The 14,567-nt window shown below is 71.0% G+C and carries 12 protein-coding genes; 4 read left to right on the top strand and 8 right to left on the bottom strand.

Annotated elements, in window-relative coordinates:
* Positions 1-31: 31 nt before the first annotated feature.
* Complete coding sequence (locus OHA21_RS18115; RefSeq protein WP_328475228.1) at positions 32-904, top strand: endonuclease/exonuclease/phosphatase family protein; 873 nt, start codon at positions 32-34, stop codon at positions 902-904.
* Here the strand turns inward: OHA21_RS18115 and OHA21_RS18110 are convergent.
* Complete coding sequence (locus OHA21_RS18110; protein ID WP_328475227.1) at positions 901-1,785, bottom strand: alpha/beta hydrolase family esterase; 885 nt, start codon at positions 1,783-1,785, stop codon at positions 901-903. The two genes, OHA21_RS18115 and OHA21_RS18110, sit on opposite strands and share 4 nt — an antisense overlap.
* Positions 1,786-1,891: 106 nt before the next feature.
* Here OHA21_RS18110 and OHA21_RS18105 point away from each other — a divergent pair, with 106 nt between their 5' ends.
* Positions 1,892-2,851, top strand: a complete 960-nt coding sequence (locus OHA21_RS18105; RefSeq protein ID WP_328475226.1) for a winged helix-turn-helix domain-containing protein — start codon at positions 1,892-1,894, stop codon at positions 2,849-2,851.
* A gap of 3 nt (positions 2,852-2,854) precedes the next feature.
* On the opposite strand, the gene OHA21_RS18100 is transcribed toward OHA21_RS18105, so the two are convergent.
* Complete coding sequence (locus OHA21_RS18100) at positions 2,855-4,471, bottom strand: methyl-accepting chemotaxis protein (protein ID WP_328475225.1); 1,617 nt, start codon at positions 4,469-4,471, stop codon at positions 2,855-2,857.
* Positions 4,472-4,543: 72 nt separating this feature from the next.
* Positions 4,544-5,986 (bottom strand): MFS transporter, encoded by a 1,443-nt coding sequence (locus tag OHA21_RS18095; protein WP_328475224.1) that lies wholly within the window; start codon positions 5,984-5,986, stop codon positions 4,544-4,546.
* A 148-nt stretch (positions 5,987-6,134) separates the two neighbouring features.
* Here OHA21_RS18095 and OHA21_RS18090 point away from each other — a divergent pair, with 148 nt between their 5' ends.
* Positions 6,135-7,142, top strand: a complete 1,008-nt coding sequence (locus tag OHA21_RS18090; protein ID WP_328475223.1) for a LacI family DNA-binding transcriptional regulator — start codon at positions 6,135-6,137, stop codon at positions 7,140-7,142.
* Here the strand turns inward: OHA21_RS18090 and OHA21_RS18085 are convergent, their stop codons facing one another.
* The 4 genes from OHA21_RS18085 to OHA21_RS18070 are packed head-to-tail and all read right to left on the bottom strand — an operon-like array spanning position 7,143 to position 11,925.
* Positions 7,143-8,891, bottom strand: a complete 1,749-nt coding sequence (locus OHA21_RS18085) for a glycoside hydrolase family 127 protein (protein WP_328475222.1) — start codon at positions 8,889-8,891, stop codon at positions 7,143-7,145.
* On the bottom strand, positions 8,888-9,730 hold the full coding sequence (locus OHA21_RS18080) for a carbohydrate ABC transporter permease (protein ID WP_328475221.1): 843 nt from the start codon (positions 9,728-9,730) through the stop codon (positions 8,888-8,890). The genes OHA21_RS18085 and OHA21_RS18080 overlap by 4 nt, the downstream gene beginning before the upstream one ends.
* Positions 9,727-10,605, bottom strand: coding sequence for a carbohydrate ABC transporter permease (locus tag OHA21_RS18075; protein WP_328475220.1), 879 nt, complete (start codon positions 10,603-10,605; stop codon positions 9,727-9,729). Before OHA21_RS18075 ends, OHA21_RS18080 begins: the two co-directional genes overlap by 4 nt.
* A 12-nt stretch (positions 10,606-10,617) precedes the next feature.
* Positions 10,618-11,925, bottom strand: coding sequence for an ABC transporter substrate-binding protein (locus OHA21_RS18070; protein ID WP_328475219.1), 1,308 nt, complete (start codon positions 11,923-11,925; stop codon positions 10,618-10,620).
* A 138-nt stretch (positions 11,926-12,063) separates the two neighbouring features.
* Here OHA21_RS18070 and OHA21_RS18065 point away from each other — a divergent pair, with 138 nt between their 5' ends.
* Positions 12,064-14,040, top strand: a complete 1,977-nt coding sequence (locus OHA21_RS18065; RefSeq protein WP_328475218.1) for a sensor histidine kinase — start codon at positions 12,064-12,066, stop codon at positions 14,038-14,040.
* On the opposite strand, the gene OHA21_RS18060 is transcribed toward OHA21_RS18065, so the two are convergent.
* Positions 13,927-14,532 carry a response regulator transcription factor gene (locus tag OHA21_RS18060; protein WP_328475217.1) on the bottom strand — a complete coding sequence of 202 codons (606 nt, stop codon included), beginning with the start codon at positions 14,530-14,532 and terminating at the stop codon, positions 13,927-13,929. The two genes, OHA21_RS18065 and OHA21_RS18060, sit on opposite strands and share 114 nt — an antisense overlap.
* Positions 14,533-14,567 lie beyond the last annotated feature (35 nt).

Below are 14,567 nucleotides of genomic sequence, written 5' to 3'. Positions count from 1 at the left end.
ATCTCGCCGGGCTCGATCCGTTGCTGCGCGCGTGCTGCTCCTGCTGGCTCTCCTCACCGTTTGTGTCCGCGACACGGTCCGGGAGGAGCCGAATGCGATGGACGCGCTCGCCGGCCCACCCGCGGCCGCCGATCTGGAGGTGATGACCTTCAACCTCCGGTACGCCGCCGACGTCGAACCCCACTCCTGGGCGCAACGGCGTCCAGCGATGCGGGCTCTGCTCCTGGCCGAGCAGCCGGATCTGATCGGCACCCAGGAAGGCCTCCCCGCCCAGCTGCTCGACATCGAGAACGACCTCGGCGCCGGCTACGACTTCATCGGGCAGGGCCGCGAGGGCGGCGACCTCGGTGAACACATGGCGATCTTCTTCGACAAGACCCGCCTGGCCCCGCGCGAGTCCGGCAACTTCTGGCTCTCCGAGACACCCGGGGTGCCCGGGTCGATCAGCTGGGGCGCCTTCCGGATCCGCATGGTGACCTGGGCGATCTTCACCGACCTGCGGACCGGCCGCGACTTCTACGCCGTGAACACCCACCTGGACAACGTCAGCGAGGTCGCCCGCCGCAACGCCACCCGGCTGATCACTGAGCGGCTCGCCACGTTCGGCCCGCTGCCGGTCGTGCTGACCGGCGACTTCAACAGCCCGGCGCCGAGCGGCTCGGTCCACCACCTGCTGGTCGAGCAGGCCGGTCTGCGCGACACGTGGATCGCCGCCCCCCGTCGCGGCCCGGCGTACGCGACGATCCACAACTACCAGCCGCTGGTCCCCGACGGTAAGCGTGTCGACTGGATCCTCACCACGCCGGACGTGACCGTCCTGGCCGCACTGATGAACACCTACCGGCACGGGACCCAGTTCCCGAGCGATCACCTGCCGGTTCAGGCCCGCCTGCGGCTGCCCTAGCCTGCGAGGCGCGGATGGGCCTCGAAGAAGTCCCACAGGATGTCGGTGGCCACGATCGGCGCGTCCTTCAGAGCCATCTGCCCGTTCTGCGCGCCGGGCCAGGAATGACCCATGTCGGTGACCACGTATACGTCCAGGTCGGAGCCGTCGGCGCAGGTCGCGCTGGACCGCTCGACTCCCTTCTTGCCGACCGGTGGGGTCTTGACCGGTTCGCACTTGAGCCGGTCTCGCCACGTGGTCAGGCCGGCCTGGAACACGTCGTAGTACTGGTCCAGCTTGCCGATGATGGTCACCACCGATACCGGCTTCTGCGGCGCGAAGCCGGCGTCCTGGATCTTGGGGCCGCCGAGTCCGCCGCTGACCGCGCCGATCGCGGCGAACACGCCGGTCGCCTCGACCGCGGCCCGGAAGCTCATGTCGGCGCCGTTGGAGATGCCGGTGGCGTACACCCGGTCGGGGTCCACCCGCCAGTCGGCGATCAGCCGGTCGGTGAGCGCCTTGAGGAAGGCGACGTCGTCCTCGGCGCCGCAGCAGATCAGCGCGTTGAACCCGCCGGCGACGCCGTCCGGGTAGGCGACCAGGAAGCCGTTCTCGTCGGCCTTGGCGTCCATCTCGATCATGTCGCGCAGGGCCGCACCGGAACCCGGGAAGAAATGCAGGCCGACGACCAGCGGCACCGGCTTGTCGCCGGTGTAGCCCGGCGGGGCGTGCAACAGGAAGCTGCGCTGCTTGCCGCCGACGTCGACGGTGAGCTGATGGTCGCCCGCCGCCGGTTGCACCGCCGGCGCCTGCGACGCCGGCGTCGCCGCGGGTTCGTCCTTGCCGCATCCGGCGAGCAGCAGGCCGCACACCAAACCAATGATCATGATCGTACGCCGCACCGGCCATCCCTCGTCTCTGTCGACCGCCGACCTCTGCAGACTCAGGTCCCGGCAACTGACCGGTCAACGGTTTCGGCCACCACCGAAAGGCTGGCAAGCTGACCGGATGTTGCGCCTGTGGCTGAAGCCGGCGGACCTGACACGGATCCGGTTCGCCGACCGGTTGCATCCGGCGGGCACCGTGCTGCTCGCGAGCCAGGCTATGCGGCAGCCGTCCGTGGCCGCCGGCCTGCCGACGCTGGCCCGCCGGGTGGCCGCCTGCGCGCCGGCGCTGCGGCCACTGCACCACCTGACGCCGGCGCAGGGCTTCGTCCCGGACTTCATGACGCCGCTCGATGGACTGGAGTCCATCGAGGGCGGGCTGGACGCGATCCGTTCGACCCCGGCGACCCGGGTCCGGGCGGAGGTGTCCTCGGCGTACGCCGACGTTCCGGTCAGCGCCGCCCGCCGCCGGTTCGCCGCGGCCGACCCGCACGTGCTGGACACGCTGGTCACCGCGATGCGGGCCTACTTCCACCAGGTGCTGGCGCCGGACTGGGCGGCGCTGAACCGTACCCATCGCCAGGTCGTCGCCGAGGCCGCCGGCCGGTATGCGCTGGCCGGCGCCGACGGTCTGCTGGCCGACCTGCATCCGGCGATCCGGTGGCGGGAGCCGGTGCTGGAGGTCGATGCCTGGCAGGACGGCGAGGTGCGCCTCGCCGGGCACGGGCTGATCGTGGTGCCGTCACCGTTCGCCGGGCCGCGGCCGCGGGTGCTGGTCGCCCCGGACGGGCCGGCGCTGCTGGTCTATCCGGTGGAGCCGGCCGTGGTGCCGCCGGACGGGCGTGGCGCCGGGGATCCGCTGGTCGGCCTGTTCGGCCGCACCCGGACCGCGGTGCTGATGCAGGCCGCCCGGCCCGGCCGGCACACCACGTCGTCGATCGCCCGGCAGGTCGGGATCAGCGTGTCGTCGTCCTCGGAGCACCTGTCGGCGCTGCGGGCGGCGGGTCTGGTGGCCAGCCGCCGTGACGGGGGAGCGATCGTGCACCGTGCCACGGCACTCTCCCGCGACCTGGTGCAGCGGTAGCGGTCAGACCCGGAACTGACCGACCAGTACGCGCAGTTCGTTGCTCAGCTGCGACAGCTCCTGGGTCGCCTGTTTGATGTCGATGACCCCGCTGGTCGTGGTCTGCGCGCTCGACGAGATGGTCGTGACGTTCGCCGCGATCTCCGCCGAGCTCGTCGTCGACTCGCTGATGGTTCGGCTCATCTCGTCGGTGGTGGCGGTCTGCGCGAGGATGGCCGAGGCGATGGTGGACTGGAAGTCGCCGAGCCGGCCGGCTATCTCGACGATCTCCCCGGTCGCCTCGGTCGCCATCCGGGTGTCCTGCTGGATGCTCTGCACCTTCGCCGTGATGTCGTCGGTGGCGCTCTCGGTCTCCTGCGCCAGGTCCTTCACCTCGCCGGCGACGACGGCGAAGCCTTTGCCGGACTCGCCGGCCCGGGCCGCTTCGATGGTCGCGTTGAGGGCCAGCAGGTTGGTCTGCTGGGCGATCGCGGCGATGGTCTTGACGGTGTCGCCGATCTCCTGGCTGGAGACGGCGAGCCGGCTGATCACGTCCCGGGTGGCCTGGGCGGCCTGCATGCTGCGCTCGCAGACCTGGGTGGCCTCGCCGGCGGTGCCGGCGATCTTCTGCAGCGATCCGCTCATCGAGGTGGTGCCGGCCGCGACGGTACGCACATTGGCGGCCACCTCCTCGGCAGCGAGCGCGGCCTCACCGGACTGCCGTGACGTCGCCTTGGCGTCCACCATGATCTGGATGGCGGTGGTGGTGAGCGTCTCGCTGGCGTGCGCGACCGTCGAGGCCGACTCGCCGATCTCGCGCACGGTGGCCGCGATCTTGTCGACGAACAGGTTGAACGACCGGCTGACGTCGGTGAACTGGTCGTGCCCGGCGGTGTCCAGCCGCAGGGTCAGGTCGCCCTCGCCCTCGGCGATGTCCGCGAGGCGTTCCCGCAGAGCGCTCAGCGGCCGGATGATCGACAGGGCCAGCAGGACCGCGAGCACGGTCGAGATGACCAGCGCGCAGGCAGCCACCAGGGTGGCGACGTCGCTGGTCCGGTCGGCGGTGTCGTCGGCCCGCTGGTGTGCGATCGCCTCCTGCTCCCGGGCACTGGTGAGCAGCCGGTCGACGCCGCCGGCGATCACCGCGTACAGATCGAGGCCGGGACCGGCCACCAGCTCGTTGGCCTTGTCGACCTGGGCCGGGGTGCCGGCCCGGTAGGCCGCGATGACCTCGTCGTCCAGATCCTTGAACTGCTGAAACGCTGTCCGGATCGTCGCGACGTCGGCCTTCTCGGCGGCGGTCAGCGGCAGCGCCGCCATCTCGTCGAGCTCGACGACGAAGCTGTCCTCGGCGGCGAGGAACGCGGCCCGCTCGGGCGCCGAGTCGGCGGTGGCGTTCGGCGCCCCGCGCACGATGTTGAACGCGTAGCCGGCCTGCCAGCCGCTCACGTCGGTGACCCGGTACTTGAGTTGCTGGGCCGCGTCGAGCTGGGCCTGCGAGCGGGCCAGCGCCTGAGCCGTGTCCCGGGTGCTGTCGGCCGACCATTCGGCGGCGATCCAGATGGCCACCACGCACAGCGCCATGAGGAGGAAACCGCCCACCAGGCGCGTCGTCACCCGCATCTGCCGAAGCAATCTCACGTCGACCCTCCGCGATCATGCTAGTCGGCGACCCGGTCCGGAAAGGGGCAAAGCCGAGTACGGACCCGCAGGTCAGGCCCCGTCAGGCCAGGTGCCCTCCTGCTCGCTGCCGGCGGTGATGGCGGCGTCGGCCGAGCGGGGGATCAGCGCGGCGAGCGCGACCATCACCGCCGCCACGATGGTGATGCCGATGAAGATGCGGTGTACGGCCGTGGTGAGCGTGGCGGGTGTGGCCTGCCCGCCGCCGACCGCCGCGTTGACCAGGGCGCCGAACACCGCCACGCCGAGGGCGCTGCCCAGTGAGCGCAGGAAGATGTTGTTGGCGCTGACCACGCCGCGTTCGGCCCAGCCGACGCTGGACTGCGCGGCGATCAGGGTGGGCGCCGCGGTCAGGCCCATGCCCAGGCCGACGATCAGGCAGTACACCCCGACCTCGAGCACGCTGGAGTCGCGGCCCAGCCGCAGCAGCATCAGCACCGCGCCGAGCAGCACCAGCACCGTGCCGAGCAGGGCGCAGGCGCGGAAGCCGAAACGCAGGTACACCCGGCCGGCCTGGCTGGCGGACAGCGGCCAGCCGAGGGTGAGCGCGCCCAGGGCGAAGCCTGCCACCAGCGGTCCGGTGCCGAGCACCTCCTGGACGTAGGCCGGGACGTAGGAGCTGAGAGCGAGCAGGATGGCGCCGACACCGATGGCGAGCTGGCCGCTGACCAGCAGCAGCCGTCGCTGGAAGATCCACAGCGGCAGTACCGGCTCGGTGGCCGTACGCTGACTGATCCCGAAGGCCACCAGCAGGGCGGCACCCACGGCGAGCACCACGATGCTGGCCGGTGAGTTCCAGGCCCAGGCCTGGCCGCCCTCCAGGATGCCGAGCATCGTCAGGGTCAGCCCGGTCGCGAGCAGCGTGGCGCCGCGGTAGTCGATCACCGGGCGGCCGCGCCGGACCCGCTCGTGGAACCGGCTTCCGATCATCGCGGCGGCGGCCAGGCAGAGCGGGATGTTGACCAGGAAGATCCAGCGCCAGGAGACGTACTCGCTGAAGATGCCGCCCAGGGCCGGGCCGACGACCGAGGAGATGCCCCAGACGCTGGCCACGTAGCCCTGCACCTTGGCGCGTTCGCGCACCGAGTAGAGGTCGCCGACGATGGTGACCGTGGAGGGCATGATGGCGCCGGCGCCGAGGCCCTGCACGGCCCGGAACGCGATCAGCACGCCCATGCTCCAGGCCGCGCCGCACATGATCGACCCGACCAGGAACAGCCCGATGCCCCAGAGGATGACCGGTTTGCGGCCGAACAGGTCGCTGAGCTTGCCGTAGATCGGCACCGACACGGCCTGGGCGAGCAGGTAGACCGAGAACACCCAGGGCAGCTCGGCGAAGCCGCCGAGGTCACGAACCACCGACGGTACGGCCGTCGCGATGATCGTGGCGTCGATGGCGACCAGCGCGGTCGACATCATCACCGCGGCGAGCACGGGTCCGCGTTCGGACCGCAGCCCGATATTCGTCTCAGCCATCGGCTTCACCGTACCCAGCCGCTGAATTCGTATGCTCTCCCGCGAATCGGCGGGTGTTAGGCTGCCCGCGATGCCGACTTCCGCGCGCGGCGCGCGAGCAGAGCCACCAGACCGGCCCGGGTCCGCTGCCGGGCGTCCGATCGTCACGATGCGGGACATCGCCGTGGCGTCCGGGGTTTCGCAGAGCACGGTGTCGCGGGTGCTCAACAACGCGCCGTCGCGGGTGCCGATCGCGCCGGACACCCGGGAGCGGGTGATCCAGGCGGCCCGCCACCTGGGTTATCGGCCCAATCCTCTCGCGCGTGGCCTGCGTGGTGCGTCGACGAATCTGATCGGCGCGGTGGTCCGTGACTTCAGCGACGTGTTCTACGCCGGTGTCATCGAGGCGCTCGTGGTCGAGTCGATGGCCCACGGGTACAACGTGGTGCTCGGTCACGTCCACGGCCGGCTCGACGAGGCGACCCCGCTGACCACGGTGCTGGAGACCCGGCACACCGACGCGATCATCCTGCTCGGTGACATGCAGGGCTATCCGGAGCTGCTGGCCGACCTGCGCGGCTCGCCGGCGCCGGTGGTGGGGTTGTGGCAGGGCTCCAGCCCGCTGGAGTTTCCGACCGCCAACCCGGACGAGCGGGCCGGGATCCGGGCCGGGCTGGAGCACCTGGCGTCGCTGGGGCACCGGCGGATCGGGTTCCTGAGCGCGGAGCTGCCCAACAACTACCGGATCCGCGAGGAGGCGTACGCCGACTTCATGCGGGAGCGGTTCGGCGGGGTGCCCGACGGATACCTGCAGCGCTGCGCCGGCACCCTGGACGGCGGCGCGTCGGCGCTGGCCGCGCTGATGGCCGTGCCCGAGCCGCCGACCGCGGTGGCCGCGTCGACCGACCTGGTCGGGATCGGCGCGCTGCACGCCGCGCACGGCCACGGCATCGCGGTGCCGGGCCGGCTGTCGGTGGTCGGCTTCGACGACATCCTGATCTCCGCGCACACCGTGCCCGCGCTCACCACGCTGCGGATGCCGATCCACGAGATCGTCGGCTTCGGCATCGCCCAGGCGGTGGCGCTGGCCCGCGACCCGTCCGCCGGCCGCGAGGCGAGCGAGACGGTGTTCCCGCTGCCGCTGGTCGTGCGCGACTCCACCGCGCCGCCGCCCTGATCAGGCCGGGATCCAGACCCGCATGCCGCCCGGGCCGCGGTTGGCCCACGCGAAATAGGGGATGGCGCCGGCGGTCCGGCCGCCGGTCATCGGCACGTCGATCCCGACCATCGCCTCGGCGATGTCCGGCCGCGGCACCGGCGTCAGCTCCCGGCGCGGGTCGCAGGTCAGTTCCTCGATCTCGGTACGCGGTGGCGCGTCGGCCGCCTCGATGCAGTAGACGAGCGGGCCGCGCTGCACCGCCACACATCCGCGGACCGCGTCGATCCGCGGATCGGGTTCGGTGATCCGGGCCGGCTGGTCGAGGCTGAGCTCGACCACGTCGCCGGGCTGCCACCGGCGGTGCCGTTTGACCACGCCGGCGTCGACGGTGTGGGTGCCGTCCGGCCCGGTCAGGGTCGCCGAGCGGCTCCACCGGGGCACCCGCAGCGACAGTGTCCAGGACTGCGCCGGTGTTTCGGCGACATGGACGGTGATCCGGCCGTCCCATGGGTAGCCGGTGCGCATCCGCAGCAGCGTCGCCGGGGTCCGGAGGTCGGCGGAGGCGTACTGGTGCAGCTGGATGCCGCTGTCGTCGTACGTCGCCAGGTGTTGCTCCCAGGTGCTGAGCATGCGCATCAGGTTGGGTGGGCAGCAGGCGCAGCGGTACCACGGCTGCCGCTGCCCGGTGCCGCCGGGCGCGCGGTGGGTGCGGCGCTGCAGCGGGTTGGTGTAGAAGAACTCGGTGCCGTTCAGCGCGATGCCGGGGAGCACACCGTTGAACATGGTCCGTTCGATCGCGTCGGCGTAACCGGCTTCGCCGGTCGCCAGTGACAGCCGCCGGGCGAGCATCACGTTGGCGATGGCGGCGCAGGTCTCGGCGTACGCCCGGTCCGGCGGCAGCTCGTACGGGTCGCCGAACGCCTCGTCGCGGTGCCGGCTGCCCAGCCCACCGGTGAGGTACGCCCGGGTGCGCATCATGTCGTCCCAGCGGCGCCGCACCGCCGCGAGCAGCCGGTCGTCGCCGAGTTCCACCGCCACGTCCACCGCGCCGCAGTCCAGGTAGAGCTGCCGGACCGCATGGCCGGCGACCGAGCTCGCCTCGCGTACCGGCTCATGGTCCTGCCAGTAGGCCGCGCCGAACCGGGCTGCCGGCAGCGTGCCGTGCCCGCGCAGCTCGAGCATGCGGGCGGCCATCGTCAGATGGCGGCGCTCGCCGGTGATCCGGCCGAGGTCCACGAGCGCCATCTCGATGTTGGGATGGCCGTCGATGATGTCGTCCGGCACATGCGCGACGGCCCGCAGCGCGATCGTCAGCAGCCGGTCGTCGCCCAGCGCCCGGTGCCATGCCACCGCGGCCTGGATCAGGTGCCCGAGGCAGTACAGCTCGTGCCCCCAGGACAGATCCCGGTACGGCACGCCGCCGCCGACCACCTGCACGTAGCTGTTCAGATAGCCGTCGGGCCGTTGCGCCGCGGCGACCAGCGCGATCACCTCGTCGGCCGCCGAGGCCAGGCCCGGCTCCGGCGCCCGGCCGAGCTCCCAGCCGACCGCCTCCAGCCACTTGTAGACGTCGGAGTCCAGGAACGGCAGCGCGTCGGGGGAGCGGTACTCGCCCTCGGCGCCGGCCGCGAGCCGCAGGTTGTGCAGGTTCCCGGCCTTGCCGAGCTGCTCGAACCCGTGCGGGATGGTGTGCTCCCGGTTGATCCGGACCCGGTCGGCCCAGAACCCGCCGGTGAGTTCGACCCGGTGGACCACTGCCACGCTCATTTGACGGCTCCGCTCATCAGGCCGGCCATGTAGTACCGCTGAAGCAACAGGTAGACGAGGACACAGGGGATGATCGAGATGGTGACGCCGGCCTGGAGCATGCCCCAGTCGGTGCCGCCGAGGCTGGTCTCGGTACGGGCGGTCGCCAGGATCACCGGCAGGGTGAACTTGGCGCTCGAGCTCATCATCACCAGCGCGCCGAGGAACTCGTTCCACGACGTGATGAAGGCGAACAGGGTGACCGTGACGACCGCCGGCACGGTCGGCGGCAGGAACACCCGCCGCAGGATCTGCAGGGAACCCGCGCCGTCCATGACGGCGGCCTCCTCGATCTCGCGGGGCACCGCGGCGAACGTGTTGCGCAGGATGTAGAGGCTGAACGGCAACTGGATCGTGGTGTGCAGCACGGCCAGGCCGAGCAGCGAGTTGGTCAGGCCGATCTTCGCGAACATCAGGAACATCGGGGTGAGCAGCGCCTGGTACGGCACGATCAGCGCGAGCAGCAGGACGACGAAGATCGGTTCGCGGGCGGGGATCGGGAAGCGGGCCAGACCGTACGCGGCGGGCACCGTCAGCAGCAGGGTGAGGACGATGGTCAGCACCGCCGTGCCGAAGCTGTTGCCCAGGTAGGTGAGCAGACCCTCCTGGTAGTCCCAGAGCCGCCGGTAGCTGTCCAGGCTCACCCCGTGCGGCAGGTACGTCGGTGGGGTGGCGGCCGCCTCGGCGGTCGGTTTGATCGAGGCCAGCATCGAGTAGGCCAGCGGCAGCAGCATGACCGTGGCGATTGTCAGGCAGGCGGCCGCGATCAGATAGCCGGTCCGTGCCGGGGCGGTGGTCATGACTCGCTCCGGCGGGTCAGTACGAGCTGCACGATGGTGAACGCCAGGATGGTCACCGCGAGGATCAGCGACAGCGCGGCGCCGTAGCCGAGCTTCAGGTACGGGAACGAGTTGAGGTAGACGAAGAAGACCGAGGTCGCGGTCTCGTTCTGCGGCTGCCCGGCGGTCATGATGTAGAACTGGTCGAATGCCAGCAGCGAGCCGATCACGCTGACCAGGGTGACCAGCAGGACCGTGCGCATGGTCAGCGGCAGCACCACCCGTCCGATCCGCTGCCAGTACCCGGCGCCGTCGACCAGGCTGGCCTCGGTGATCTCGGCCGGGACGGCCTGGATTGCGCCGACGAACAGGATCATCCCGAAGCCGATGACCTTCCACACCACCGAGGTGCTGATCGCGAAGTTCGACGTGCCGGCGTCCACCCCGAGCCAGAGCACCGGCTGATCGATGAGGCCGAGGTCCAGCAGGATCCGGTTGATCACCCCGAAGTCGGTGCTGAACAGCCAGTACCAGAGCAGGCTGGAAACCCCGAGACCGATCACCACCGGGACGAAGATCACGGTACGGGTGAACGCGCGCACCCGGGAGACCGGTGCCGTCAACAGGGCCAGCAGGTAGCCGCCGATGATCAGCACCGGGGTGATCAGGGCCGTGTACTTCAGCGTGAACAGGAACGACGTCCAGAACTGCCGGTCGCTGAACGCCTGCCGGAAGTTGTCCAGCCCGATGAACCGTGGTTCGGCGATCAGCGACCAGTTGTGCAGCGACATCCACACCATCCGGCCCAGCGGGTAGACCGTGAACACCAGCACGAACACCAGCGCCGGAGCCACGTACGCCAGGCCGGTCAGGCGGTTGCTCCGCGTACGCTGCATGGCCTCCGCCTCTCAGGATTTCGCGGCGATGTCGCTCATTTCCTTCTTCGCGTCGGCGATGACCGTGTCGAGGTTGTCGTCGGTGTAGTAGGCGCGCTGCAGCATCTTGAGCCACGGGCCCTGCGGTGAGTTGATCTGCTCGAAGAAGGTGAGCGTGTACGGCGTACGCCCGACGGTGAGCGCCTTCGCCACGTCCTGGACCAGCGGTTCCTCCTTGAAGTACTTGTTGTCGACCATGTCGGCGCGCGTCGTCAGGTTGAGCGCTTTCGCGTACACCTCGACCTGGACGTCGTCGGAGAGCAGGAACTTCATGAAGTTGACCGCGTCGTTGACCCGCTTGCTGCCCTTGGGCACCACGACCAGGTCGCCGCCGATGAACGAGGCGCTCGAGTTCGGCGTCATGCCGGGCAGCAGGGTGATCCCGAACTGCATCGACGGGTTCTGCTGGCGGGCCAGGGTGATGTTGAAGTTGCCGGTGCCCATCATGCCGACCTTGCCGGAGCCGAACTGCAGGTGGAATGTCTCGCCGTTCTCGGTGCGGTCGCCGTCGTGCACGTTGCCGGCCTTGACCATGTCCCGTTCGAACTGCAGCACCTGTTTGACGCCGTCACCGACGAGCGGCTCGTCGCCCGGCCCGGCCGCCTCGATCTTGGCGCCGGAGGCCCACATCAGCGGGCCGACCGTGAAGATGTTGCAGCCCGCGCAGTTGCCCGGCAGGTAGTAGCCCTTGACGTCCCCGCCCAGCGCGGTGATCTTGTCGGCGTAGGCGCGCAGCTCGGGCAGGCTGGTCGGCGGCTTGGCCGGGTCCAGGCCCGCCTTCGTGAACAGGTCCTTGTTGTAGAACAGCGCGGACACGTCGGCGTACAGCGGGACGCCGTAGAGCCGGTCCTCGAAGGTCGCGACCGTCATGTGCCCCTTGCTGGCGGTGGTCAGCTCCGGCCAGCCGGTGAGCCGGTCGGTGAGATCGACGAGCTGGCCGGCCTTCTCGAACTGCGGGGCGTAGATCAGGTCCATCCCCATCAGGTCGGGGACCTGGCCGGAGGCGATGCCCTGGGCGATCTTGCCGACCATCTCGGTGTGCGGGATGTAGGTCAGCGCGACCTTGCAGTCCGGATTCTTGGCGTTCCAGGCCGCGACGAGCATGTCCACCATGTCCTTGTTGCCGCCCGAGCGCTCCCACATGGTGAGTTCGCCGCTGCTGGCGCAACCGGTGGTGGCCGCGACGGCCGTGGACTCCGGCGCCTCCGCCTCCTGCGAACAGCCGGCGGCCCCGAGCAGGACCGCGACCGTCAGGAGGGCCACCCGCTGGCGGATTCTCATCGCACGTGCCTCCCGTCCTCAGTTCTTCCGGTAAATCGGGACCGTACTCGTACCGCATACGTTTGCGTACATACGTTTGCGGACTCGCCACGACCCGGGAGTCCCGACATAACCGAGAAACCGGGATACCCTCCGCGGGTGCGATCGAGCAACGCGGATGTCGAGCTGCGCCTGGCCCGGGCGGCCGCGATCGCGCTCAGCCTCGGTTTCGGGTTCGGCGGCTTCGTCGGCATCCTGGACAGCGACGATCCGCTCGGGCATCAGATCGTCGCGGCGGCGCTGCTCACCGCGCTGCTCGTCCTGCACCTGCGCAACTGCGTGCGCCGTAGCGACGGAACCCGCCCGAAGGGCTGGCAAGCGACGCTGGCCGCCCAGACCGTGCTCACCGCTGCCGGCATGCTCTGGTTCGCCGACACCTGGTACGGCAACTCCGGCTTCCTCGCCGCGGCGGTGCTGCTGCTGATCCGCCCCGCGGGCCTGGCCTGGGCCGGGTTCGCGCTGATCGTGGCCGCGCAGTTCGTCGCGGCCCTGCCGGTGCGGCCGACCGTCGGCGAGGCCCTGTACCTCGCAGTCGGCCACGCGGCGTTCGTCGGCATCGCCCTGTATGCGATCGCCCGCCTCGCCGACCTCGTCACCGACCTGCGCGACACCCGGCTGGAACTGGCTGCCGCCGAGGTCGCCCGGCAACGGCTGGAATTCGGCCGGCAACTCAACGACCGGGTCGGCGCCAGCCTGCGCCGGGTGGTCGACGACGGCGAGACGATGCTGGCGCTGCCCGATCCGTCGGCCGCCGGCGACCGGCTGCGCCAGGCGCTCACGACCGCCCGCTCGGCGCTGAACGAGGCGCGCTCGGTGGCGCACGGCCACCGCGCCGAGGACACCGGCCCACCCGTACGCCGGGTGGCCGCCGACCTGACCGTCAGGACCGTCGCCGCCCTGGGCGTCGCCACGATCCTGCTCATGATCGTCCCCACCGGGGTCCGCTATGTGATCCGGGCTGATCTGGCGCTCGCCGAGCTGCTGCTGTTCAGCCTCTGCCTGATCACCGTCGTCGCCTGCTATCTGCGCTGCTGCACGCCCCGGCGCGACGGTTCCCGGCCACGCGGATGGCCGGTCCTGCTGCTCGCGCTCGCCGCGCTGACGGTCGTGCCGCTGCTGGTGTTCGACTTCTGGCTGTGGCACATGGCGTACTTCCTTCCCGGCGCCACCCTCGTGCTGCTGCGCGGACCGCTGCGCTGGCTGGTCACCGTCCCCCTGGTGCTGCTGGACTCGGTGCTGCTGGTGTGGGGCGCCCACCTGGGCGCGCCGACCCCGATCGGCCAGCTCTACGAGGCGGTCTGGGTGGCCGAGCGCGCGCTGCTGGTCTACGCGCTGTCCCGGATGGCCGGCCTGGCGATCCGCCTCTCGGACGCCCGCGCCGAACTGTCCCGGGCCGCCGTCGTGCACGACCGGCTGCGCTTCGCCCGCGATCTGCACGACCTGTTCGGCTACAGCCTGTCGGTGCTGGTGCTCAAGAGCGAGCTCGCCCAGCGACTGCTCGACCGCGATGCCGCGCGGGCCCGGGCCGAGCTCGCCGAGGGCGTGCAGGTGGCCCGCCAGGCGCTCGCCGACCTGGACGAGGTGACCGTCGGCTACCGCCCGATGTCGGTCACCGCCGAGGCGCAGACCGCCCGGGCGGTGCTGACCGCCGCCGGTGTGCAGGTCTCCGGCGACGCGGTGGCGGGGGAGTGGAGCACCGAGGTGGACACGGTGCTCGCGACCGTGCTGCGCGAGGGCGTCACCAACGTGCTGCGGCACAGCACCGCCGGGCGTTGCGAGCTGAGCGTGACAGCGGACGCGACGGCGGTGCGGTTGTGCTTGACCAACGACGGCGTCACCGGCTCCGGACCGCACCGGGCCGGGATGGGCCTGGAGAACCTCGGCCGCCGGCTGGAGACGCTGGGCGGGCGGCTCGACGCCGGGCCCCGCGACGGCGGCTTCGAGCTGGTCGCGACCGTGCCGCTACAGCCAGCCCTGGTCGGTGGCGATCCGGATGGCGTCCACCCGGTTGCGGGCGTCGAGCCGGGTGATGGCCGACGACAGGTAGTTACGCACGGTTCCCACGCTGAGGAATAGCGCCGCGGCGATCTCGGCCGGCTCCGCCCCGGTCGCGGCCAGCCGCAGCACGTCCACCTCCCGCGCGGGCAGCGGATTGTCCGGGGTCTCCAGCGCGGCCAGCGCCACCTGCGGATCCACCACGCGCTCGCCCGCGGCGACCCTACGGATCCCGTCGATCAGCGCCTGCGGCGGCGAATGCTTGAGCAGGAACCCGCTGGCGCCGGCCGCGAGCGCCCGGCGCAGGTGACCGGGCCGGGTCAGCCCGGTGAGGATGACCGTGCGGCAGCCCGGCACCCGCTCGGCCAGCAGTCGCGCCCCGGTCAGGCCGTCCACGCCGGGCAGGTCGATGTCGAGCAGGGCGACGTCCGGGGCACAGCGTTGCGCGGCGGGCACGATCTCGTCGCCGCGCTCGACGGCGGCCACCACCTGCAGGTCGTCCTCCAGGTCCAGGACCGCGGTGAGCGTCTCGCGCAGCAGCCGAACGTCCTCGGCGACCAACACCCGGATCATTGTGAATTCCTCACATGCAACTGCTGAGTGTCGCA

It is taken from the genome of Actinoplanes sp. NBC_00393 (assembly GCF_036053395.1).
Classification (GTDB): domain Bacteria; phylum Actinomycetota; class Actinomycetes; order Mycobacteriales; family Micromonosporaceae; genus Actinoplanes.
This window is presented reverse-complemented; position numbering and strand designations above follow the sequence as displayed.

What these genes read in the sequence shown, in the direction of transcription:
- OHA21_RS18105 (WP_328475226.1), top strand. Translation starts at nt 1,892, where the DNA reads ATGTTGCGCCTGTGGCTGAAGCCGGCGGACCTGACACGGATCCGGTTC.
- OHA21_RS18095 (WP_328475224.1), bottom strand. Translation starts at nt 5,986, where the DNA reads ATGGCTGAGACGAATATCGGGCTGCGGTCCGAACGCGGACCCGTGCTC.
- OHA21_RS18090 (WP_328475223.1), top strand. Translation starts at nt 6,135, where the DNA reads ATGCGGGACATCGCCGTGGCGTCCGGGGTTTCGCAGAGCACGGTGTCG.
- OHA21_RS18085 (WP_328475222.1), bottom strand. Translation starts at nt 8,891, where the DNA reads ATGAGCGTGGCAGTGGTCCACCGGGTCGAACTCACCGGCGGGTTCTGG.
- OHA21_RS18080 (WP_328475221.1), bottom strand. Translation starts at nt 9,730, where the DNA reads ATGACCACCGCCCCGGCACGGACCGGCTATCTGATCGCGGCCGCCTGC.
- OHA21_RS18075 (WP_328475220.1), bottom strand. Translation starts at nt 10,605, where the DNA reads ATGCAGCGTACGCGGAGCAACCGCCTGACCGGCCTGGCGTACGTGGCT.
- OHA21_RS18070 (WP_328475219.1), bottom strand. Translation starts at nt 11,925, where the DNA reads ATGAGAATCCGCCAGCGGGTGGCCCTCCTGACGGTCGCGGTCCTGCTC.
- OHA21_RS18060 (WP_328475217.1), bottom strand. Translation starts at nt 14,532, where the DNA reads ATGATCCGGGTGTTGGTCGCCGAGGACGTTCGGCTGCTGCGCGAGACG.